The following is a 23,388-nucleotide window of genomic DNA, read 5'->3' on the forward strand; positions in this document are numbered from 1 at the left end:
CAAAAAACTCTGGACCCCCCGCAAGCAGGCAATCCATTAAAATGGGCTTCATAATACTAAACCCTGCGCCAATCTGGCGTACTTTGCTCAAGTTTCATTGATTTTTCACATCATGGCTACTGATTTACCGCCTTCCTCACCACCTTTGGTGTTGTTGTTTGGCCCTCTGGATCCCACTGGCGCAGCCCACCTTATGGCGGACAGCATCAGCTGTGCCCGCTTGGGTTGCCACGCGCTCAGTGTAGTCACCAGTTTGCACGTACAAGACACCATTTCCTGCGAACAATTGCAACTTGTGCCGCCCGAGCACCTGTATGACCAGATGCGCTGTTTGCTGGAAGATATGCCCATCAGCGCCATCAAGGCTGGCCCGCTATACAGCGCAGAGGCCGCTAGTGTACTGGCTCAAGTCGCTGCAGACTACACAGCCATTCCGCTGGTGCTGCAGTTGCAGTCATTGCAGGATCACATGCTGGCCGATCATGACATAGATACAGATGATGTCATGGACGCGATTTTTCAACTGGTACTGCCACAAACCGATTTGGTCGTGGCCGATAGTACCTTATTGGAACAGTTGCAAAACTCAGGTCATTTGCCTGAGCAAGATGATGTGTTCCAAGCCGTGCTGGATTTAGGCGCTAACCAATTACTAAGCGCTACCACCGCTAACGGTGCAGACCCAGCTCGCTACCAGTTGCTAGGCCAAGACGGCACACGCCAGCACTGGCCATTGCAAGCCACGCCACATCGTCTGCATGACACCGACTCCACGCTTAGCGTTGCGATTGCTGCAGGGCTAGCACAAGCCAAACCCATGAATCGGGCCATCACTGACGCTATACGCTTTACCGAAAGCAGCGCAGAACGACATTTTCAAGCCGGCATGGGCAAACTCATCTTGAACCAAACGCTATGACCCAAACATTACGTTTTCCTCGTGGCTTGTATGGTGTCACCCCTGAGTGGGATGACACCGCTAAATTACTTGATGCAGTCTCTGACGCGCACCGTGGTGGCATGACTGTGCTGCAATGGCGGCGCAAATTGGCTACGCCTGAGTTGGCCAGTCAGCAACTAGAGGCTTTGCTCGCACGTTGCCGCGAACTCACCTTACCCTTGCTCATTAATGACGACTGGGAGTTGGCACTGCAATGCCACGCTGACGGTGCACATTTGGGTAAAGATGACGGCTCACTGAGCATGGCCAGAGCCGCACTGCCTAGCCCCAAATTTGTGGGAGCCTCCTGCTACAACCAGCCTGGTTTGGCATTACAAGCCATACAAGCTGGCGTGGATTACGTGGCTTTTGGTGCCATGTTCCCCTCTAGCGTCAAACCTAACGCCCCTCGTGCATTACCCGAACACCTACAACAAGGCTTGGCCCACTGCCGCGCACATGCGACAGCCTCAGGCAGACCCACAGTGGTCGCCATTGGTGGAATCACACTGGACAATGCTGCCAGCGTAATTCAGGCCGGAGCCGATACAATAGCCGTTATTAGTAGCCTGTTTGAGGCTCCCAACGTTTACCAGCGAGCTCAAGCTTTTACGGATCTTTTTGCCAAATTCGCTTAACACGCTCATCTTTACCGGATACTTCACATGACTAGCAATGCAGATTTGTTCGAACGTGCCTGCCACCATATTCCTGGTGGTGTTAACTCCCCCGTGCGAGCTTTTGGCTCGGTAGGTGGTACCCCACGCTTTATCCAACGCGCACAAGGCCCGTGGGTATGGGATGCAGAAGGCACCCAGTACATTGATTACGTAGGCTCTTGGGGCCCTGCTATTCTTGGTCACGCACACCCTGAAGTGATCAAAGCGGTTCAAGAAAGCGCTGCACACGGCTTGTCCTTTGGCGCACCTACAGCAGGTGAAGTAGAACTGGCTGACTTGATTTGCCAATTGCTGCCATCCATTGAAAAAGTACGTTTGGTCAGTTCCGGCACCGAAGCCACCATGAGTGCTATTCGTTTGGCTCGTGGCTACACTGGCCGCAACAAAATCATCAAATTTGAAGGCTGCTACCACGGTCATGCTGACAGCTTGCTGGTGAAAGCGGGTTCTGGCCTGCTGACGTTCGGCAACCCCACATCTGCTGGCGTACCGGCTGAGTTCATCCAACACACACTGGTACTGAACTTCAACGACATCGAAGGCGTTAAAGCAGCCTTTGCTCAACACGCTGACGACATCGCTTGCATTATTGTTGAACCCGTTGCTGGCAACATGAACCTGATCAAGCCTATTCCTGGCTTCTTAGAAACCCTGCGCGAGCAATGTACCGAACACGGCGCCGTGCTGATTTTTGATGAAGTGATGACAGGCTTCCGTGCTGGCGCTAAAGGCGTACAAGGCATTAGCGGCATTCGTCCTGACATGACCACACTGGCTAAAGTCATTGGTGGTGGTATGCCCGTGGGTGCGTTTGGTGGTAAAGCCGAAATCATGGATTGCATTGCACCACTAGGTTCTGTGTACCAAGCTGGTACATTGTCCGGTAACCCTGTTGCCGTTGCAGCAGGTCTGGCCACACTGAAACTGCTGCAAGCGCCTGGCGTCTACGATCAGCTGGAAAAACAAACTCGCGTGCTGGCCGAAGGCTTGGCTGAACGCGCACGTGCTGCTGGCCACGCGTTTTCTAGTGATTACGTGGGCGGTATGTTGGGCCTGTATTTCACTGACACAGTACCTACATCGTTTGCCGAAGTATCAAAAAGCGATACACAGAAATTTAATCGCTTCTTCCATGGCATGCTGGATGCAGGTGTGTACTTGGCTCCATCAGCGTATGAGGCAAGCTTCGTGTCGTTGACTCACGATGACGCCATCGTTGCACAAACCCTGAACGCCGCCGAGCACGTATTTAAACAACTTTAATGCTGAAGTTGTTTCGCTGTAAAAGGCGTATTTAGCGGGCTTCAAGCCACTGCCGTATCATGGGGCAGTGGCTTTTTCGTGAACAGTCGAATGTTAAAAGCTTGATTATTCGCAAGGCAAAGATACCCCCCACTAATAGAATTGAATGCATCGTCTGAGCCCTTAACGGGGTTTGAATTCATATAGCGCTTCTTTATGGAATACCGCCATGAATATGCATGATGTACCCTTTACTGCGACCTTAGCTGATGCTCCTGACCTAGAAAGCCGTGTGGTGTCTAGTGACCATCAGGACATACGCCTATGGCTACGACTGCTCAGCTGCACCACTTTTATAGAAAACGAAATCCGTAGCCGTCTGCGTAGCGAGTTTCAAACCACATTGCCCCGCTTTGATCTCATGGCTCAACTGCAGCATGAAGCAGGCGGCATGAAAATGAGTGATCTTTCTAGACGCATGATGGTCACGAACGGCAACATTACGGGCATTGCTGACCAGCTAGAAAAAGATGGGCTGGTAGAGCGTACCAAGCTGGATACTGACCGCCGTAGCTCGTTGATTCGCTTAACGCCCAAAGGCCGCAAGCTGTATCAGAAGATATCCCAAGCACACGAGTCATGGATTCGCACACTGTTCGCATCGTTGTCTAAGAACAGTCACCAGAAACTCTATGAACAGCTGGGCGAACTTAAAACGATGGCGCGTCTGTTCAGTCACATTCCTGAGATGGCCTCTTAACCCTAGCCGTTTACTCTGATCGCCCCTTCGCCATACCGACGAAGCCCTATCAGTAGCTGCACTGCGCTCAGCAAAACGGGTATGATTAAAGCCTATTTTTGATCTCTCTCACCTACAGGTGTGTTATGGCTGTCAATCTGCAAATTCCCGCTGAATCCGAGATTCACGCTGTTGCTGGCGTTGAAATTGGTATTACTGCTGCTGGTATTCATAAATCGGGTCGCCCTGACCTGACTGTATTTAAACTTGCTCCCAACAGTGCGGTTGCAGGTGTCTTTACCACCAACCGTTTTCGTGCGGCACCCGTGCAGGTCAGTGAAGCTCACCTGCACTCCGATGCCGACACACGTGCATTGGTGATCAACACCGGAAACGCTAATGCCGCTACTGGCGAAAGTGGTTTGCAAAATGCGCGTACCACATGTGCAGAGTTGGCTGAACTGCTGGATTTGCGTCCATCACAAGTACTGCCTTTTTCTACTGGTGTGATTCTAGAGCCCCTGCCGGTGGAAAAATTGGTTGCGGCGTTGCCAGCTGCTGTAGGCAGCTTTGGTGCTAACCGCTGGTTTGATGCAGCACACAGCATCATGACCACTGACACCCAGCCTAAAATTCATTCCAGCCAGATCACACTGGGCGACACCCTGACCACCATTACTGGTATCAGCAAAGGTGCAGGCATGATCAAACCCAACATGGCAACCATGCTGGGCTTCTTGGCTACCGATGCCGGTATTGCCCCTGAATTGCTAAAAGAGATGACTCGCTCTATTGCGAACCGCTCTTTCAACCGCATCACCATTGATGGCGACACCTCCACCAACGATTCCTTCATCATTATGGCTACTGGCCAAAATGGCGTGATGGTGGATTCCGTTGCCAGCCCTCACTACGCTGTGCTGTACCAAGCATTGACGGCCGCTGCTGCCGAATTGGCGCAAAAGATCGTACGCGATGCCGAGGGCGCGACTAAGTTCATGACCATTCAGGTTGAAAACGCTGCGAACGAAGCCGAAGCTCTGAAAGTGGCTTACGCTGTTGCTCAGTCACCACTGGTTAAAACCGCTTTCTACGCCTCCGATCCAAACTTGGGTCGTATTCTGTGTGCCATTGGTTACGCCGGCATTAAAGACTTAGATGTCAGCAAACTGCGCCTGTGGTTGGGCGATGTATTGGTGGCTGAAGAAGGTGGTCGCGCCGCCAGCTACCTAGAGGAAGATGGCCAACGCGTGATGCAAGAAGCTGAAATCGTGATGCGCATTGACTTAAATCGCGGCACGCACAATGAAACGGTTTACACCTGCGACTTCTCGCACGATTACGTGACGATCAACGCGGACTACCGCTCTTGATCCACCTAGGGCAGCCCTCAAGGCTGCCTTACAGGTGCTTGTTTTATTGCGGATTTTAAGTTTTTCCCCTACAATAAAAGGCTTAGCTTAAAAGGCTAATAATTTTATTTTTATGATTTTGGCGATTTTCGCCAGATTTTTAGGATTTTCCCTATGTACGCGGTTATAAAAACCGGTGGTAAACAGTATCGTGTTACTACTGGCCAAAAATTGAAAATAGAACAGATACCGGCAGACATTGGGCAAGAAATCTCGCTAGACCAGGTTTTGTCCGTTGGTGAAGGTGAGTCCCTGCAAGTGGGTACTCCTTTTGTTAATGGTGCCGTGGTTAAAGCTACTGTTCTTGCACAAGGCCGTCACCCAAAAATCAAGATCTTCAAAATGCGCCGTCGCAAGGGCTATCGCAAAACACAAGGTCACCGTCAAAATTACACCGAAGTTCGTATCGAAGCTGTTAACGCTTAAGTAGCGTACAGTTTTGGAACTTCCGGCATAACTGGAGTTTAAAAAATGGCACAGAAGAAAGGCGGCGGCTCTACGCGGAACGGACGCGACTCACAATCGAAACGACTGGGCGTCAAAATCTACGGTGGCCAAGCCATCAATGCTGGTTCTATCATCGTTCGCCAGCGCGGTACTGAATTCCACCCCGGCGTAAACGTCGGCATGGGCAAAGACCACACCCTGTACTCCTTGGTGAATGGTCATGTTAAGTTCAGCATCTCTGGTGCTCTGAACAAACGTACTGTTTCCGTAATCGCTGCTGAATAAGCATCATTACTGACAGTATCAAAGCCCTGCCCCAAACCGGCAGGGCTTTTTGCTTTACACTATCTATCTTTACATTAGTACATTACACATCAGGTCAAATCACTTTATGAAATTCGTAGACGAAGCAACCATTGAGGTTATAGGCGGTCGCGGCGGCAATGGCGCTGCAAGCTTTCGCCGCGAAAAGTTCATCCCTAAAGGTGGACCTGATGGCGGTGATGGCGGCCGTGGCGGCAACGTGTATGCTATTGCCGACCGTAACGTCAACACCCTCATTGATTACCGTTTTTCTCGACTGCACCGCGCACGTAACGGTGAAAACGGTAGAGGTTCAGACCAGTACGGCGCAGCAGGCACAGATATTGTGTTGCGTATGCCTGTAGGCACCACCATTATGGATGCCGAAACAGGCGAACTGCTGTTCGATCTGGATCACCACGATCAAGAAGTTATCTTGGCCGCTGGCGGTCAAGGTGGTCTGGGTAACTTGCACTTTAAAAGCAGTATCAACCGCGCTCCCCGTCAATGCACACCAGGCGAAATGGGTCATCAGCGCAAACTGCGCTTAGAGCTAAAAGTGTTGGCTGATGTAGGTCTGTTAGGTTTACCTAATGCAGGGAAATCCACCTTTATCAGTAAAGTGTCGAATGCTCGCCCACGTATTGCTGATTACCCCTTTACGACACTGCACCCTAATTTAGGCGTGGTACGTACCTCGGCCTCGCACAGCTTTGTGATTGCCGACCTTCCTGGTCTGATTGAAGGCGCATCCGAAGGTGCAGGTTTAGGTCATTTGTTCTTGCGTCACCTGTCACGCACACGTTTGTTGCTACACATTGTGGACGTTAGCACCTTAGACCAAGACGTAGACCCTGTAGAAGCAGCGTTAGAGCAAATCAACGTGATTACGGCTGAACTGGGCTTGTACAGTGAAGAACTGGGCGACAAACCTCGCTGGTTAGCGCTAAACAAACTCGACATGGTGGATGACCCCGAAGCCTTACGTGCAGAGTTGGTGAAACGCTTAGATTGGAAAGCACCTATCTATGGTATGTCTGCGCTAACAGGTCAAGGCACTGAAGAGCTTGTTCGCGACATCCAAAACTGGCTAGACGAGCAACGTCGTCAACAGCAAGAAGCGGAAGAAAAAGCAGCGGGTACGTTTGTTCAGGTCGACCCTAGGTTTGACGAAAAACGACAAAACATTGATGTACCTCCGCCGGCAGCAGACAACGAATAGCAAAGGCGACGCTCTCGCGTCATTCAGCGCTAAAATCCACAGGTACCTACTCGGGTACCTGTTTTAGTCTAGACTGTAGTATCACTTCTTTATTTGCTGCGTCCCCATGTCTGTATCGTCTAATAACACCTCTGTTATTGCCCAGGCCAAGCGCTTGGTTGTGAAAGTAGGCTCGTCGCTAGTGACCAATAATGGTCGCGGTATTGATAGCAATGCCGTTGCTCAATGGTCGGCACAAATTGCTGAACTGCACCGCCAAGGTAAGCAAGTTGTACTGGTTTCCAGTGGCGCGATTGCCGAAGGTATTGCTCGACTGGGCTGGACACGCCGACCTAGTGTGATGCACGAACTGCAAGCCGCAGCGGCCGTCGGGCAAATGGGGCTGATTCAAGCCTATGAAGTGGCATTTGCTAAACATGGCATCCGTACTGCACAAATTCTGCTGACGCACGAAGACTTGGCAGATAGACACCGCTATTTGAATGCACGCAGCACGCTCTACACACTGTTAGCGCTGGGTGTAGTGCCTATCGTGAACGAAAACGATACCGTAGTCACCGACGAAATTCGTCTGGGTGATAACGACACCTTAGGCGCTCTGGTTACTAACCTAATCGAAGCTGAATCCTTGATCATCTTGACTGATCAAAAAGGGCTATACAGTGCCGACCCACGCAGCAACCCAGACGCCGAATTTATTTCGGTGGCTCAGGCTGGTGATCCTGCACTGGAGAAAATGGCAGGTGGCGCCGGCAGCTCTGTTGGCACAGGCGGCATGTTGACCAAAATCTTGGCTGCTAAACGCGCTGCCAACAGCGGTGGCCATACTGTGATTGCCTCAGGTAGAGAAGAAAACGTCTTACACCGCTTAGCTCAAGGCGAGTGCATAGGCACCGAGTTGCGAGCCACCTTACCGGTGAAATCGGCGCGTCAACGCTGGTTAGCGAACCATCTGCGTGTGCGTGGTCGCGTCACCCTAGACGAAGGCGCTATCAAAGCGCTGACCAACGGCCACAAGAGCTTGCTGCCTATAGGCGTGATACATGCTGAGGGCGACTTCGAGCGTGGCGACGTTGTAGCCTGCGTGGACGAGCATGGCGTGGAGTACGGACGCGGGCTAATCAACTACTCCAGCTCTGACACCCGACGCATCCTGCGTACCCCCAGTCATAAAATCGCTGAGATATTGGGTAGTATGTCGGCCTCTGAGCTGATTCACCGTGACAACATGGTGTTTAGCCAGAACAGCAACACATAAAAAAGGGGCTTTATGCCCCTTTTTTATTGCCTATCTACAGGCCTACTCTCCGGCAGTCTCTAACATATGCCCTGCTGACACCTCAGGACGCTTTGGCTTTGCAGGTGAATCGTCACTCGCCTTAGACCAAGGGGTAGCGCCATTAACAGGTTGATGCCGTTTATAGAACATCACAAAATCTGACCAGCTCAGTGCCTTGGAGTACAGCCACCCCTGCACAAAATCCACGCCATGTGCTCGCAAGTAATCCGCTTGCTCTTGAGTTTCCACCCCTTCCGCCACCATCACTAAACCTAGGCTTTGCGCCATTTTGATGATGTGCAGCACCACCGCACTAGAGGCCGCGCCCGTACCAATAGAGTGAATAAAAGCTTTATCTATTTTGAGCACATCCACAGGCAAACTCTGCAAATATTGCAGGCTGGAATAACCCGTACCAAAATCATCAATCGCCACCACAAAACCATCATCACGGGCCGCATTCAAGGTGTCTCTGGCCGCCTCTATATCCATACTCACCCGTTCGGTGATCTCTAGCCACAATTGCTCGGCTTTCACCCCTTGCTCAAGGAAGCTCTCACGTAGCACGGGCAAGATACGCCCACTACGTACATCGTGCGAACTCAAATTCAAGCTAATGTGTAGATTTCGGTCTATCACCAAAGCGTCGCCCATCTCAACCACCACACGATCAACCAATAAGTTGGTCAGCTCAACAATTTGGCCGCTTTTTTCTGCGGCAGGCACAAACTCTTCCGGACTGATCCATGAGCCATCACCCCGCTTCCAGCGCATCAACGCTTCAGCCCCTACGCATGTGCCACTTTCTAAGTGCATGATAGGTTGATAGTGCACTTCCATCTCACGTCGTCGTAACGCAAGCCGTAATGCGGCTGTTAAGGAGCGTGGCTTTAACATCAGATACAAGGTCAACAGCAGACTCAGCATCGTCAGCATGAATATGGTGGGCATCATGCTTTCGCGGTTTTCTTTCAAGTAACCCAGAAAGCCCTGCCTAGGCACCATTGACACCGCTAACCAATTACCATAGCGCTCCATCACTGTGATGTAACGCTTGTCTTGCCACTCCTCGCCATTTTCAACGCTGAACACCTGGGTGAGCAGCTCCTGAGGGAACGCGGCAGAGGCAGCAACCAAGGTGCCATCTAGGGTAGCTAATGCTAACAATGCAGGGCGAGTTAGATACATATCCATAAATCGCCATTCGCGCACCATAGCCTCGTAATTACCATAGCGCAGCAGCAATACTCGCTCTGCTTCCAGCTCACTGAGCTCTATACCGGCTGTTACTTCCAGTCCGCCAGGCGTACCAAAACTAACATCTTGTATCCCCATGAAAACATTTACTTGCCCCCACAAGACACATTTTTTCCCGTCAGGCATGGTGTAAGCTAGTTCTTGAATGGCAGGAGAGTTGACCGCCACTTGCCGCATCCTCTCCAAATGCAGTGGCGAACAGGCTTCTACCTGATACGCTGACAATGCTTTTAATGCATCTTCGGCTGCACGTAGGGTATCTTCTGTGCGCATCACAATAAGGTGATCGACACTGCGTAACCTCTGTTCTTCACTGTATAGACTGAATTGCCATGACACGGTGGCAAAGAGCAAAGAAGGAACTATGGCGCCCAAGCCAAGCATGGTCATCCTGATCAGCGCCGCTTTATAACGATGCATACCGGAATCCCAAAATAGAAAAATATAAAAACAAAAAGAAATCTGAGCTGAAAAAAGTGCGCACGCTCATTGCGCAACAAGCCGCAATCCAGACTACCTTTCTTTTCCCGTTTTTTGCGAATTTAATCGCTACTATTTATATCAGTCATTGATCCTGTCTCCTTGCGGCGGCACGGCTTTCTACGTACCATGTGAGAGCGCATTCGGTATAGTGATCACCACATACCGTTTCTTATTTTTGCCCTTCTCTTTTTCATGACTAGCACCCTTTTCCAGCTATTAGGCGGTATAGGCCTGTTCCTGATCGGTATGTCTATGCTTACCGACGGTCTGACGACATTTGCCGGTAATTCTTTACGTCAAGCCCTAGCTCGTTTTACCGGAACGCCGTTTCGTGCCTTTACATCAGGTGCGTTAATTACCATCTTACTGCAGTCTTCTACCGCCACAACAGTCACCTTGATTGGGTTTGTCAGTGCAGGATTGATTAGCTTCACACAAGCCATTGGCGTGGTCATGGGGGCAAGTTTAGGGACTACGGGTACAGGTTGGATTATCGCCACATTGGGGTTGAAGGTCAGCCTAGGGCTCTACATGTTGCCGCTCATCGGCATAGGGGCTTTTATCAAGCTACTAGGTCGTGGCCGCTGGCCTGCTTTGGGTATAGCGATGGCAGGCTTTGGCATGTTGTTTGTGGGGATTGATACCCTGCAATCCGGTATGACCGGTTTAAGCAGCATGCTGAATCTAGAATCGTTGCAACCCGATAGCTGGTGGCACCGCATTCTTATCATGCTGATCGGTACGGTGATGACCGTGATTCTGCAATCGTCCGCCGCCATGGTTGCCGCCACGCTAACCGCCCTAGACGTAGGAGCCATTAGCTTTGAGCAAGCCGCCATTCTGGTGATTGGTGCGGCCATTGGTACGACGATGACAGGGGTATTGGCTGCTATTGGTGGGTCTATTTTGGCCCGCCGTACGGCACTGACTCACGTGCTCTTTAACCTCTCTAGCGGCTTGATTGCGCTGCTGATTCTACCCCTGCTGCTTTGGCTGATTGATGCCATGCAAACCTACATGCATCTGCAAGCGGGTGCAGTGGCGCTAGCAGCCTTCAACACTTTGTTTATTTCAGTGGGTGTGGCGATTTTCTTGCCCAATGCTGCACGCTTTGCGCGGTTAATAGAACGCATACTGCCAGAGCGTGAAAACACCCTGACCAGCCAACTGGATGACTCGCAGTTGCAAGTCCCAGAGTTGGCCTTGGGGTCTATGCATAAGACGTTGGTTTTGCTCTCCAACGAGCTGTTTACCGTAGGCCGCCAGCTCTGCACGATGCCCACGGAATCCCCCTTAAGCCCCACAGAACGCCAACGCTTACACAAGGCGTTAGACGACTCGCAGGAGTTCTTTGCGGATATACGCTTGACCGACGAACATGATGCGTTAGTGCCTACCCACTTAGCCCAAATGCATGTTCTGGATCACCTGCTACGTCTATACGGCCGCACAGTTAACGTACGCCTGACGCCCATAGAAAATGTGCCGGCCATTCTTCAAGCAGCCTTAAACAGTACAGACCATCTACTGAAACTGGCCATTGAGGGAGTATCTGGGCAAGCAGAAGCCGGTTGGTTGCAGGTATTGGCTCATCAAAATGAAGCGCTGGGCTTGTTACGCCAACAAGCGCGTACGCAAATCATGACTGAAACGGCTAACGGTTACAGGGACTCTGCCCAAGCCCTGCATATTCTGGACTCCATGCGCTGGCTAGAGCGCATCGCTTATCACGTATGGCGTATCTGCCATTATCTTTCTACCGAGAACCACGCCATCGTAGAAAGCGGTACAGACATAGAACCTGCATAAGAGGCAGCAAAGCCTGCTTAGGCTTTGCGAGGCTCATCCTGCACCGGCAATGCGGTGGAATACTTGATCACTTCCATCGCAAAGCTGGAACTTACATCGTGTAAGTCACAGGCTTGAATCAGTTTTTTATACACCGCGTCATAGCCTTGAATATCATTCACGATCACACGCAGTAAGTAATCTACATCACCACTCATTCTATATGCCTCAACGATTTCAGGAATATCCTGAACTGATAAGGCAAATTTTTTAATCCATTCTTCATTATGATGATTCGTGGATACTTTCACAAATACCGTCGTATTTAATCCTAGCTTTTCAGGGTCACACAGTACAACGCGTTTCTGAATTACCCCTTCTTCTTTTAATTTCTGTATTCGTTTCCAACATGGCGTGCTGGATAAACCAACGCGTGCTGCGATTTCGCTAATAGCCACATCCGCATCTTCTTGTAGCATTTGCAGAATTTGCCTATCAATAATATCCAATTTTCTTTCCTTAAAATAATCAATATTAATGATTGGCAAAGTATGGTTTAACTCAAATTTTTTGCCCACCACTTACTTCAATGCGCTGCGCGGTAACCCACTTGGCTTCGTCACTGGCCAAGAAAGCGACCACATCGGCAATATCACCGGGAGCCCCAATGCGCCCTAAGGCGATGCTGCTAATGGCGCGTGCTGCCGTTTGCTCATCAATAGGGCTCATTGCCGTTTCTGTCAGGCCCGGTGCGACAGTATTGACGGTAATGCCTCGTGGCCCTAACTGTGCCGCCAACAAACGCGTTAATGCTTCTAGCCCCGCTTTAGCCGGCGCATACACGGCCATTTCCGGGAAGGCCATGCGCGTGCCCATGGAAGAAATATTGATGATCCGCCCGTGATCTCGCAAACGGTGCAACATGCATTGTGTCAGAAAAAATGGGGCTTTTAAATTCACCATTAGTGTCAGGTCAAACTGTTCTGACGTCACACTTTCAATTGGCTCACGTTTCAATACACCCGCATTATTGACCAATATATCTACTTTTGTTTCGCCAAAGGCGTCAGTCACAATTTTATCAAATTGTGCTTGAATCTCGTATGGCCCTTTTGCATCGGATAAATCTGCAAAAATAGGCGCAGCTTTTCCGCCTTCGGCCTCAATAGTCGCCACCAACTGCATTAACGATTCTTTGGATCGGTGTGCATGCACACACACAAAAGCGCCTAATCGCGCCAACCGCAATGCAATTTGATAGCCTATTCCTTGGCTGGCTCCGGTAACTAGAGCCACTTTTCCGTGTAGCTGCGCCATGTGCGTAGTCCTGTAGTCGTTAGGGTTGAACAATCACTTTGCCAAAAGCAGAACGGTTTTCCAGCGCTGCAAAGGCTTGAGCCGTGTCTTCTAAGGGATAGCGCATGTCCACAGGCGGATTCAAATCGCCTTTTTCTACCAATGCCAACAAGGCATGCAAATCTTCACGCATCCAGCCATTGGAACCCAAGACTGTCAGCTCAAACGTCCAGATGTAGCGCAGATCCGTTTTAGGATCAAAACCAGCCGTAGCACCACACGTCAGTAACTTGCCGCCTTTTTTCAATGATTTGATGGACGACACCCAGGTGTCACCACCGGTGAAGTTCACAATCATGTCCACGCCACCTGTGCCACTAATACGTGGCTTACCTACGTGCTCGTGCAACCCTTTGATGAAGTCTTGCTCTTTGTAGTTGATGCCATGATCAGCCCCTAGCTCGCGTAGTTTTTCTAGCTTGTCATCACTGGACGCCGCCACAATCACTTCGGCACCGCTAAGTTTGGCCAACTGTACGCAGCATGTACCCACACCACCCGACGCCCCCAGCACAAAGACTTTTTTGCCTTTAGCGCTGCCATCCAAGGGCAAACCACCACGGGTCACCATCATGCGGTATGCCGTACCGTAAGCAACTGGCAAGGCTGCCGCTTGTTCGTAACTGACACTATCAGGCAAAGGAATCAGTTGAGTGACTGGCACTTTGCAGTACTCTGCCAAGCCGCCATTGACGGTTTCGCCTAACAACTGGTACGGATTCAATACCAGCGGGTCTACCAACACTCTATCGCCTACTTTCCAGCCTTCTACATCCGGGCCAATTTCTGCGATGCTACCAGCCATATCAATACCCATGATGATGGGCATAGGCACGGTAATACCCGGCATACCACGCAGCGTAAACAGATCGTGGTAGTTCAGCGAACATGCCCCCACTTTGATGATGACATGACCTGCATCCGCAGTTGGGGTAGGCCAATTGGCTTCAAAGGTTATTTGTTCAATGCCCCCATGGGACTGTATAACTTGTGCTTTCATCGTTCCCTCACTCACTAGAGAAATATTATTTGGCATAGCCAGCGGCCATTTTTTTGATGCTCAACTTGTCTAGCTTGTTATTGGCTAGCAACGGCATGTCATCAATAAAGCGCACATGACGCGGGTACTGATAAACAGGTCCGTTTTGCAAGGCAAATTGCTTGATGTCGTCCTCGTTGATGTGCGAGGCTTGGCGCTTCACTACAAATGCAGCAGGCACCTGACCTTTAATCGGATCCGCCACGGCGACTACCGCGACTTGCACCACATCAGGGTGTTTCATCAGCAGTTTCTCTACGTCACTGGGGTAAATATTTTCCCCACCGCAAACAAACATGTCGTCTACCCTACCGACGAAATAGAAAAAGCCATCGGCGTCCCTGCGCATGACATCGCCAGTTTTGTACCAGCCGTCATGCAAGGCTTTGGCCGTTTCATCATCACGGTTTAGATAGCCCGGCATCACAGCCCTGCTGCGTACCCACAACTCACCTTCCTCGGCGTTGTCTGGCCCCAAACGCACCTCTACGTCGGCAATGGGGTGCCCCAATGACAACGCTGGGCGTGTCAGGCCAGCAGGATGTGGCCCGAACACAGCTGGACCTGTTTCAGTGGTGCCCCAGTTATTGTTCACCGTAGCATTAGGGAACAACGCACTGACACTGCGATGTAACTCCTCAGTAATGGGAGACGAACCCATTGCCACACTTAGCACCGCACTAAAGTCATACGTAGCAGGGTCTGCTTCCAACGCACGCAAGGCCATGGCCAGCATGGTTGGTACCGCTGTTACCACTTGGCAGCGATGGTCTTGGCACGCCTGTAAGAAGCTATGTGCGGTGAACTTCGTCAACAGCACCAAGGTGCCGCCATACGCTGTGACCAACTTAGACAAGAACAACGCATTCATGTGTGACAACGGTGCCGCGCACAATACGTTGGCTTGATGGGTCTGGAAAAACTCGCCCCCATTTACACGCATTTTTTGCAGTGCCCACACATAACCACCGTGGGTAAGCGGCACGCCCTTAGGTACTCCTGTAGAGCCTGAGGTATACAGGATGGTTGCGGCATCACTAGGTTGTGGCACGACGATTTCAGTCGTGTTGCTGGCACCGCTTACCGTGTTCAACAGCGTAGCCAAATTGATGTGCGGCGTACCCTTGGGCAGTAAATGCTCAAATTCGCTATCGCAAAATACCGTCTGCACCTGTGCATCACTCACAATGTAGTGAATGGTGTCTGAAGCTAATTTGAAGCCTATGGGTACTGCGCAATAGCCGGCTTGCATAATGCCGTAATACGCCAGCAGATACTCCGCGCTATTTAGCCCCATCAGGCCAATACGTGAACCTTTGTCCAAGCCTTGCTGCTGCAAAAAACCCGCAATGCGTGCGGCCTGATCGTGCAGATCATGGTAGCTGAACACGCGCTCTTGCCCGCGTTCATCCACCTCTATCAACCAGGCTTGCTGCGGGCTCACCTGCTCAGCAATGGCTCCACCCAGATTACTGCTTTGTGGAAATTGCTCTGTAGACATGGCTTAGCCCTTTTGCGCGCTGTAGCAGCCACGACCAATCGCCGTTAGCCTGCCCTGCTCGTCATACACATCCACATCAGCCACCCCTACCGAACGACCTACACGACGTGCTACAGCCTTAGCAATCAGGTATGGCCCACTGGAAGGACGAATGAAATCCACACGGAAGTTGATGGTAGGTACAGCACCACCTACGCTGAGTGCCACCGCCAAATCACCTGCGGTATCAATCAGCGAGGCAATCGCCCCGCCGTGAAACTGGGTGGCAGCGCGATCTCTGGCCAAATTAGGCAACAACGGCATTTTCATGTCTACGGTGGCGGCTTCTACATCAAGATCTACCAGCTCCATGCCACAACTTTGGATGAAGGGGGATTCCTCAATGAGGTTCTCAAAAAGTTGACGCAATTCTTGACTCATAGTGCTCTCCTGTACTTACTATTTGCTGTATTTCCAAAAAACCAAACGGTGATGCAAAACCCTGACGGCAAACGCCAGCAAGGTTGCTAAAAGCGCCAGCACAAACACAGCTGAAAACATGGCTGTTGCATCAATATCGTAGGAAGCAGCCCGCAGGTAATATCCAATCCCTGCTTTGGCGGCCAAAAACTCGCCTACTACACACAAAATGAAGCTCAAGGCTGCGCAAACCTCTAGGCCACTGAACACATAGTCCAACGCCGACTTAATTTTCACTAAAAACACAATGCGCCAACGTCCACCGCCAAAGGCTTTAGCCATGTCTACCAACTCAGACGACACCGATCGCATACCGGCCACCGTATGAATAAACATGACAAAAAATGTGCCAATGGCGACCAAGGCAATCTTGGATGCCAAGCCAATACCAAACCACACAATCACCAATGGGGCGATGGCCACGACTGGCATAGCTTGTAGTGCCTGCACAATGGGATGAAACACGCAGTACAAGGCCTCAACCTCGCTGACCACAATGCCAAACAAAAAACCCAAACTAGCACCGATGAACAAGCCCACTAACGTGGCAATCACTGTGGCCACAAAATGGGTTTCAAACCACCCTTGGCCTCCCCACGCTGCTACGTTTTTAAAGACGCTAATGGGATCAGGCATCAATGCAGGGTTCGCCACTACGTATGTCGCTAGGTAGTACCAGCCTGCAATCAAGACGATCACACCCAACACCGGCAACACCACACGCTGCCATCTAGGTGCGGAAAAATAGTTACCACTCATGAGCGCTTACTCCCTTCCCAGAACACCAATTTGTCTTTGGCATAGGTCAGCAATGCGCCACCTACATAGCCCAATACCCCTAGCAGCACCATCGCGGTTACGGCGGTTGTGGTATCCAATGAGTTGGCTGAGTTATCAATCAAGAAACCAGCACCGCCCATCCCCACAATAAACTCCATCACCACACACCCCACCAAGGCAAAGCCCCACCCTACTTGCAAGCCCGACAAAATGGAGCCTGCCGCATTAGGCAAGCAGCAATGCCAGTACAGCTTCAAGGTGTTGGCATTCAGGCTTTTGAATAGATCTAGCAACACTGGTGACGTTGCCCGTATGCCTACGAAAGTGCCTACAAAAATAGGGAAGAAACAAATCAAGGCCACCAGCACCACAGTGCTTTTAGTTTCATAGCCCAGCCACAGCAAGATCAACGGGGCAATCGCCACTTTGGGTACAGCTTGCAAGACCACAACCACGGGATACAAAAACAGCTCTACCCGCTTGTACATGGCCAACACACTGCCAAACGCTACGGCAAGCAGCGTGCCCAATAAGAAGCCCAAGACGGTGCTCTGCAAGGTCTGTGATAAATGCGGCCATAAATCGGCATCTTTAAACAACCCGTTATAGATACGCTCTAAGACAGCTTCAGGCCCTGGGAACACACGATTGGGGATATGAAACACCGTAATCACGCAGTACCAGATCACAAAAAATGCGATCACTGGCGCTATGGGCAATAGCACTCTTTTCAACACTTGGTTCATGATCACTACTCCCTAGCTCATTCGTGATCATCAAAAATTGATCGCAGATAGTTGGACATCTCGATGAACTCCGGGCTGTACAAAGTATCAATGCTGCGCGGTCGGGGAATATCTATCTTCACGTCAGCCACGATCTTGCCGGGTCTACCACTCATCACCACCACGCGATCAGACAAAAACACCGCTTCTTGTATGGAGTGCGTAATGAACAGTACTGATGGTTTTTTCTCCAGCCAAATACGCTGCAGCTCTACCATCATGTTTTCTCTAGTCATGGCATCTAACGCTGAAAACGGCTCATCCATCACCAATACCGACGGATTGCGTATCAGCGAGCGGGCAAGCGATACCCGTTGCTGCATACCGCCAGACAGCTCAAAGGGGTAACGGTCGTGAAAGCCTTTTAGCCCTACCAAATCCAGCAAATCACGGGCTTGCTCTTGGTGCTGACGTGGTGACTTTCCAGTCAAGCTCATCGGCAGCAAGACGTTATCCAGTGCGGTTTTCCAAGGCAGCAAAGCCGCCTGCTGGAATGCCACACCTACGTCGTCACGTGCGCCTTTGATGACCTGACCGTTAAATTCCACCTGACCGGCTGTAGGCTTTAACAACCCCGAGACCAAACGCACCAGCGTGGATTTACCGCAGCCCGATGGGCCCAGTACCGAAACGAAGGAGGAGGACTCTACCGATAGATCCAGCTTATCCAGAGCCAGCACTTCACCACGTTTACTGGGATAGCTGACCACAATATCTTTCAACGTTAACGACATGACTCAATCCTGGCTATTGCGCTTAGTTGGGTAGCTGCTGCACCGTTTTACGTACGGCTTCTGCATCAAAGTTGTTGATCCCAGGTATGAACTGGTTGGTGTAGAGGGTTTCTACATCAACGTCTGTGGTAGAGATCTGCTCACCTTCGTACAGTTTCTGCACGAATTTTTCCCAATCCGCCTTGTTGTATTGGCCGAAGTTTTCTTTGATGTCGTACAAACCAATAATGTTGTACGTACCGTCGTTCACCGCCGAGAAGGTATCTACCCACTTCGCCTCGTTGGCTGTATCAGGTCTAGAGCTTGGGTCGATTTGCCAGTACGCTTTCACGCACTTTTCGGTGTCCGTTGCGCACGCCACAAACGACTTGGCAATCGCGCGTCCCATGCGTTCCACCAGCTCAGGGTTGGATTGAATAAGTTGCTCGCTCGTCGCTACGCCGTTTGCAAACAAATTGGCAAACTCTTCAGGAATAGGCAGGCGACGAATGGCAGTGCCGTCTTTTTCCATCATCACGTTTTGCGGCGCAGGCAAATTCAAGGCATCCACACTGCCGGATTTCATGCGTTGCCATGCCGCAGGGCCTACACCCACAGGCATCACTTGCACATCTTTCATCCAGGTCACACCCGCATCACCCAGCATCAGGCGGCTCATAGGCAGGTTGCCCCAGCTCAATGCGCCCACACCCATTTTCTTGCCTTTAAGATCCGACAAAGTTTTGATATCGCTGTCTTCCAAGACCGTGATTTCAAAAATATTGCGTGGGTAAAAGTTGTAGAAAAACTGAATAGGGAATTTCTCATCTTTGGCGGCGGCAATCACAGATAAGTCGGGGCTCATAATGCCGAACTCCACCGAACCGTTCGCTACCTGTGGCAACAGTACGGCCGTACCTTGCACCGATACGTACTCCAGCTCTAAGCCTTCTTCTTTAAAGAAGCCCAACGCATCCCCAAACGGAATGGCCGCTTCTACGGCTGACCACGCTGGAGGAAAGCCTATACGGACTTTTTCCAAACCATCCGCTGCGTACAGGTTACTACTGGCCAATAAGGCCACACTCAATGCGATTTTCTTCATGGCTAACACCGCCTCTTTGGAGGAATATTGTTTACTGTGATGAGTTAAGGGAGCTGAAACACGCCCTTTGCCGACTGAATCGTGATGTTCAGTTCTGGTTGTTGTGCGTGGGAAACGGGAATATTTACGCCCAATGCCTCCCACAGTCTCTGTACTACAGCGGGCTCTGGATGCCCTGCTTGGCATGCCACCAAACTAAATTGCTCAGCCAAGCGTTCTGAAGGATGCTGAGCATCACCCCAGTCAATGAAATAAGGGGCCAACACACCCAATGCATTGGGTCTAGGTATCAGCAAATGCCAATGCAACATCTCGCCGCTTTGGTTTTCTCTGGACAGGGGCACCACATCGCTTTCAATGCCTACCGCCGCGTAAGCAGCCGTTAACGCATCAAAATTTGCCAACGAGCTACGCATGATGAAGCGGTGCAACGTAGGCTGCTCTAACGCTTGCAACTCGTGTCGCAAGACGCTTTTCGCATCCGATGACTCATCGATCGCAATCAGCTCTAGGTAGGGGCTAGAACCACCGCCTATTAATTGGTTATGTGTGCCGAATAAACGGTGTTTTCCACCGGTTTCAGCCACCATTCCCGTTTTCAAGGCGAAAGCTTCCACTAGAGGCGGCAATTGCTTGGCGCCAAACATAAAATGATCAATTGTTTGCATGGTGTTTTACTTGCTCATACTGTGCAGTGCACGCTCACTGATACGTAGGCCTTCTTTCAGCACATCCAATCGCCATTCAGGCGCTAACGGGCAAAAAGCATCAAAGGCATCGGCCTTGAGTTGTTCACGTTCCGAGTCACTTAAGGTGCTATCAAAACGCAAACGGTTATCCGCTTGTAGACCACTGATGGTGTATTCCGGCGGTGTAGTACCAAACTCTATCACCGCCCCTACAAAGCGTGTTTTCCCCACAAAACCACGTACCCCGTTAAAAACCAAACCAGAGTATTTGGGGCGCTCGCTACCATCAAAGCCTGCTTTGGTTTCTATATTGTCTTGGCCCCACATCTCGCAGCATTCTTGCCACTCGCTGCTGCCGGGCTCATTAAAGCAGAGGTAGAAAGCATGGCCGTATTCGCCTAGACCAGTGTGCCAGTCTATGAACACCACCTTTTCTTTATCTTGTAGAAATTCGTGTACCACGTTTTCCAAGGCCAAATTGGACCATTGGCGGGCCTGACCACCATAAATCAGCCCTTCTTCAATGTCGTACTGACCATCAAACAAGGCACGGAAAAAATTGTTTTTGCCGTGTTCTGCTATCCATTGCTGCAAAGCTTGCGCGTTATCCTGCTGTTGTTGTGCAGAGGTAGCCCCACACAACAACGGATGTATCTGCGCATACAGCGGATTGACTGGCGTCGCGGTAGAAAAGTCGATGAAATTACGATTGAGGTCTACGTTGCGCTCGTTGGTACGCAACATGTACGAGAAACCGTACGGGTTCACAGCATGCACCAGCAATACCGCCACACCGGTAGGCAGCACAATGCTTCTTTGGTGCACAGCCTCTATAAAAGCAGTAAGCAAAGCCGACGACGCATAGCCTTCTAAACCATGGGTTCCGCACAACATTACCAGTACCTGCTTCGCGTCTGGATCACCGATATACACAGCGTCCTGCGTTAGTGCTTCACCCATCGCCCCTTGATAACCTGGTAGCTCTTGGCTTAACACCCTGGTTTGTGCCACATTTTTTGCTGCTGCCAAAAATGCGGACCTTGCCTCGTCATAACTCTGAGAGTAATAGTCGAGCATGCTGCTTCCCCCTGCCTACTGCTAATAAACATCACCAATACATCTAAAAGTTCTAAGAACCCTCAAAGGTATTACAAAAATTTATCACGCCTACAGGTAAGTCCCGAACGAGGAATTATGTATATGCTTATATCGACTTACCAGTTTCGCCTAAACCTAAACCATGCCGTTATGCGCATTAAGCCGCGTAACGACGCATCTGCATAAAGGCTTGTTGTAGATCGTTGGTGAGATCTTCGATGTTTTCCAGCCCCACATGAATCCTGACTAGCTGCCCTTCTTTGCGGTAGTCATCATGAATTTGTGAAGCGGGTCTGGCGACCAATGGCACCACTAAACTCTCAAAACCTCCCCACGATAGGCCTATGCCTACAATGCGCAGAGAATCAAAAAACACGGCCAGCTTCTCTTCGGGCATAGGCTCAAACACAAACGAGAACAGCCCAGAAACATCACGAAATAACCGTTTAAACGTGGCATGACCGGGGTGCGACGCTAAGCCTGGGCAACACACGCGCTGCACTTCAGGTTGTGCTTCTAACCAGTGCGCCACACTTAATGCCGACTGCCCATGCTGGCGTAACCGCACATCTAAGGTACGTAAGCCGCGCAGTGCCTGGTACAAATCATCAGGCGAAGCCGTTTGCCCGAAGCGGGTGACCGAGTTAGACAACACATCCCACGCTTGTTCGGTACACGACGCTACCCCCATGATGCAATCTGAATGCCCACCTATGTATTTGCTGACGGACTGTATAGAGATATCCACACCATGCTCTAAGGGTTTAAACAGCAAGGGAGTCGCCCATGTGTTATCCATCAACACAATGGCGCCACGCTGGTGTGCGGCCCGAGCCAGCTCATCTACGTCACACAGTTCAAACGAAATAGAGCCCGGTGCTTCTAGGTATAACGCGCAGGTGTTTTCTTTAAAACGGCTGACTACATCTTCAGTCTTCAAGCTAGTAAAAAACTCTACTTCTACCCCCAGCTGGGTAAGTACGTTTTCAGCAAACTCACGTAGCGGCCAGTACACAAAATCCGTCAGCAACACATGACTGCCTGGTTTACATACTGCCAACAATGAATGCGTGCAGGCCGCCAGCCCTGACGGGAAACAAAACGAACGATATGCCCCTTCCAGCTCTGCCATGGCAGACTCAAATGCGGCCGTCGTCAATGTGCCAAAACGCCCATAGTTAGCTTGCGGCTTTGCATTAAACGGCAGCTTGGCGCGTTGACGCCACTGCTCTAAGGTTTGTGCCAATACAGTCGTGCCACGCACTATAGGTGGGTTGACGTACTGCAACGAGGATTCCCCTCCCCGGCCTACCTGCGTCAGCATAGTCTGCGTTGAACTTCCTGATTCACCCACTTTTTTCTCCAGAAAACAATTCTTGTGAAAATTCACTTCGTAGAATAATTTACTAATATTTATTGATTGTGTGGTTTATTTTTCGTTAATTAATACTAATAACAAAATTTCAACAACACAACCCACCTTAGGGTAATCCTATATACATGGTGCAACAGTCAGGAAAACGCAGCGGATAGAAATCTGCTCTGTACCAACAACGACAGAAAATGGGTAGCGGTAAAGGGAGCGCAGTAGCAGTGATGGACGTGTCGCTATTGCTCAGCCAACGCGCACAAAAAAGCAGCAGAAGCTTTACCTTCTGCTGCTTTGTGACAGTCGCTATACGACCATGCAACCCTTGCTACACAAGGAGTGCGCTACAGGTTCGTCGCCTGTAGCCTTAGGAAGACAATTTCATTAATACCAGACCAGACACGATCAGTATGGCAGCAATAATACGCATCGCGGAGGCAGGCTCACCCAGTAAAGTCAGACCCAAAACAAAGGCCCCTACTGCGCCTATACCAGTCCAAATGGTGTATGCCGTACCCAAAGGCAGTGTACGCATGGCTACGGCAAGTAACCCGAAGCTAATAATCATGGTCACGATGGTCACGACTGAAGGACCTATACGCGTAAAACCATTGGATAGCTTCATTGAATATGCCCAGACTACCTCGAACGCACCCGCAAGAATTAACAAGAACCAGGCCATTTGGCTTTCTCCTAAAAAGC

The 23,388-nt window shown here is 50.6% G+C and carries 24 protein-coding genes; 10 read left to right on the forward strand and 14 right to left on the reverse strand.

The window, feature by feature from the left end; genetic code table 11:
• Positions 1-112: 112 nt before the first annotated feature.
• The 9 genes from thiD to proB all read left to right on the forward strand — a co-directional run bounded on the left by thiD (position 113) and on the right by proB (position 8,243).
• The gene (gene thiD / locus ACLPHM_RS12585) at positions 113-919 is read left to right on the forward strand and encodes a bifunctional hydroxymethylpyrimidine kinase/phosphomethylpyrimidine kinase (protein WP_430221580.1); all 807 of its coding nucleotides are present in this window, start codon (positions 113-115) and stop codon (positions 917-919) included.
• Complete coding sequence (gene thiE / locus ACLPHM_RS12590) at positions 916-1,578, forward strand: thiamine phosphate synthase (protein ID WP_430221581.1); 663 nt, start codon at positions 916-918, stop codon at positions 1,576-1,578. The genes thiD and thiE overlap by 4 nt, the downstream gene beginning before the upstream one ends.
• A 27-nt stretch (positions 1,579-1,605) precedes the next feature.
• A complete protein-coding gene (hemL, locus tag ACLPHM_RS12595) occupies positions 1,606-2,883 on the forward strand; it encodes a glutamate-1-semialdehyde 2,1-aminomutase (protein ID WP_430221583.1) in 1,278 nt (425 codons plus the stop codon).
• 208 nt (positions 2,884-3,091) lie between these two features.
• Positions 3,092-3,622 carry a MarR family winged helix-turn-helix transcriptional regulator gene (locus ACLPHM_RS12600; protein ID WP_430221584.1) on the forward strand — a complete coding sequence of 177 codons (531 nt, stop codon included), beginning with the start codon at positions 3,092-3,094 and terminating at the stop codon, positions 3,620-3,622.
• 125 nt (positions 3,623-3,747) lie between these two features.
• Positions 3,748-4,974: a bifunctional glutamate N-acetyltransferase/amino-acid acetyltransferase ArgJ gene (gene argJ / locus ACLPHM_RS12605; RefSeq protein WP_430221585.1), complete on the forward strand. Its 1,227-nt coding sequence runs from the start codon at positions 3,748-3,750 to the stop codon at positions 4,972-4,974.
• A 153-nt stretch (positions 4,975-5,127) separates the two neighbouring features.
• Positions 5,128-5,439 carry a 50S ribosomal protein L21 gene (gene rplU / locus ACLPHM_RS12610; protein ID WP_135866025.1) on the forward strand — a complete coding sequence of 104 codons (312 nt, stop codon included), beginning with the start codon at positions 5,128-5,130 and terminating at the stop codon, positions 5,437-5,439.
• 45 nt (positions 5,440-5,484) lie between these two features.
• Complete coding sequence (rpmA, locus tag ACLPHM_RS12615) at positions 5,485-5,745, forward strand: 50S ribosomal protein L27 (protein ID WP_135866024.1); 261 nt, start codon at positions 5,485-5,487, stop codon at positions 5,743-5,745.
• Positions 5,746-5,851: 106 nt separating this feature from the next.
• Positions 5,852-6,985, forward strand: a complete 1,134-nt coding sequence (obgE, locus tag ACLPHM_RS12620; RefSeq protein ID WP_430221586.1) for a GTPase ObgE — start codon at positions 5,852-5,854, stop codon at positions 6,983-6,985.
• Positions 6,986-7,091: 106 nt separating this feature from the next.
• A complete protein-coding gene (gene proB, locus ACLPHM_RS12625) occupies positions 7,092-8,243 on the forward strand; it encodes a glutamate 5-kinase (RefSeq protein WP_430221587.1) in 1,152 nt (383 codons plus the stop codon).
• A gap of 42 nt (positions 8,244-8,285) precedes the next feature.
• Here proB and ACLPHM_RS12630 read toward each other — a convergent pair whose 3' ends face one another.
• On the reverse strand, positions 8,286-9,941 hold the full coding sequence (locus ACLPHM_RS12630; protein ID WP_430221588.1) for an EAL domain-containing protein: 1,656 nt from the start codon (positions 9,939-9,941) through the stop codon (positions 8,286-8,288).
• A 255-nt stretch (positions 9,942-10,196) separates the two neighbouring features.
• On the opposite strand from ACLPHM_RS12630, the gene ACLPHM_RS12635 reads away from it, so the two are divergent.
• Entirely contained in the window at positions 10,197-11,813 is a 1,617-nt protein-coding gene (locus ACLPHM_RS12635) for a Na/Pi cotransporter family protein (protein ID WP_430221589.1), read from the forward strand.
• A gap of 17 nt (positions 11,814-11,830) precedes the next feature.
• Here ACLPHM_RS12635 and ACLPHM_RS12640 read toward each other — a convergent pair whose 3' ends face one another.
• From ACLPHM_RS12640 to ACLPHM_RS12700, 13 genes are all read right to left on the reverse strand, one after another.
• On the reverse strand, positions 11,831-12,301 hold the full coding sequence (locus tag ACLPHM_RS12640; RefSeq protein WP_430221591.1) for an Lrp/AsnC family transcriptional regulator: 471 nt from the start codon (positions 12,299-12,301) through the stop codon (positions 11,831-11,833).
• A 52-nt stretch (positions 12,302-12,353) separates the two neighbouring features.
• Positions 12,354-13,109: an SDR family NAD(P)-dependent oxidoreductase gene (locus ACLPHM_RS12645; protein WP_430221592.1), complete on the reverse strand. Its 756-nt coding sequence runs from the start codon at positions 13,107-13,109 to the stop codon at positions 12,354-12,356.
• Between the two features lie 19 nt (positions 13,110-13,128).
• Positions 13,129-14,148 carry a zinc-binding dehydrogenase gene (locus tag ACLPHM_RS12650; RefSeq protein ID WP_430221593.1) on the reverse strand — a complete coding sequence of 340 codons (1,020 nt, stop codon included), beginning with the start codon at positions 14,146-14,148 and terminating at the stop codon, positions 13,129-13,131.
• A 25-nt stretch (positions 14,149-14,173) separates the two neighbouring features.
• A complete protein-coding gene (locus ACLPHM_RS12655) occupies positions 14,174-15,688 on the reverse strand; it encodes a class I adenylate-forming enzyme family protein (protein WP_430221594.1) in 1,515 nt (504 codons plus the stop codon).
• Positions 15,689-15,691: 3 nt separating this feature from the next.
• Complete coding sequence (locus ACLPHM_RS12660; protein ID WP_135865800.1) at positions 15,692-16,108, reverse strand: PaaI family thioesterase; 417 nt, start codon at positions 16,106-16,108, stop codon at positions 15,692-15,694.
• Between the two features lie 18 nt (positions 16,109-16,126).
• Positions 16,127-16,906: an ABC transporter permease gene (locus ACLPHM_RS12665; RefSeq protein WP_430221595.1), complete on the reverse strand. Its 780-nt coding sequence runs from the start codon at positions 16,904-16,906 to the stop codon at positions 16,127-16,129.
• On the reverse strand, positions 16,903-17,673 hold the full coding sequence (locus tag ACLPHM_RS12670) for an ABC transporter permease (protein ID WP_430221597.1): 771 nt from the start codon (positions 17,671-17,673) through the stop codon (positions 16,903-16,905). The genes ACLPHM_RS12665 and ACLPHM_RS12670 overlap by 4 nt, the downstream gene beginning before the upstream one ends.
• A gap of 17 nt (positions 17,674-17,690) precedes the next feature.
• On the reverse strand, positions 17,691-18,446 hold the full coding sequence (locus ACLPHM_RS12675) for an ABC transporter ATP-binding protein (RefSeq protein ID WP_430221598.1): 756 nt from the start codon (positions 18,444-18,446) through the stop codon (positions 17,691-17,693).
• Between the two features lie 22 nt (positions 18,447-18,468).
• Positions 18,469-19,530, reverse strand: a complete 1,062-nt coding sequence (locus ACLPHM_RS12680; protein WP_430221599.1) for an ABC transporter substrate-binding protein — start codon at positions 19,528-19,530, stop codon at positions 18,469-18,471.
• A gap of 44 nt (positions 19,531-19,574) precedes the next feature.
• Positions 19,575-20,198: a VOC family protein gene (locus ACLPHM_RS12685; protein WP_430221600.1), complete on the reverse strand. Its 624-nt coding sequence runs from the start codon at positions 20,196-20,198 to the stop codon at positions 19,575-19,577.
• Positions 20,199-20,204: 6 nt separating this feature from the next.
• Entirely contained in the window at positions 20,205-21,296 is a 1,092-nt protein-coding gene (locus ACLPHM_RS12690; RefSeq protein ID WP_430221601.1) for a DUF2817 domain-containing protein, read from the reverse strand.
• A 178-nt stretch (positions 21,297-21,474) separates the two neighbouring features.
• Entirely contained in the window at positions 21,475-22,641 is a 1,167-nt protein-coding gene (gene metC, locus ACLPHM_RS12695; protein WP_430221602.1) for a cystathionine beta-lyase, read from the reverse strand.
• Positions 22,642-23,053: 412 nt separating this feature from the next.
• Positions 23,054-23,368, reverse strand: coding sequence for a DMT family transporter (locus ACLPHM_RS12700; protein ID WP_430221603.1), 315 nt, complete (start codon positions 23,366-23,368; stop codon positions 23,054-23,056).
• Positions 23,369-23,388: the final 20 nt, after the last annotated feature.

The sequence above is a fragment of the Paenalcaligenes sp. Me131 genome, from assembly GCF_050487225.1.
Taxonomy (GTDB): domain Bacteria; phylum Pseudomonadota; class Gammaproteobacteria; order Burkholderiales; family Burkholderiaceae_B; genus Paenalcaligenes.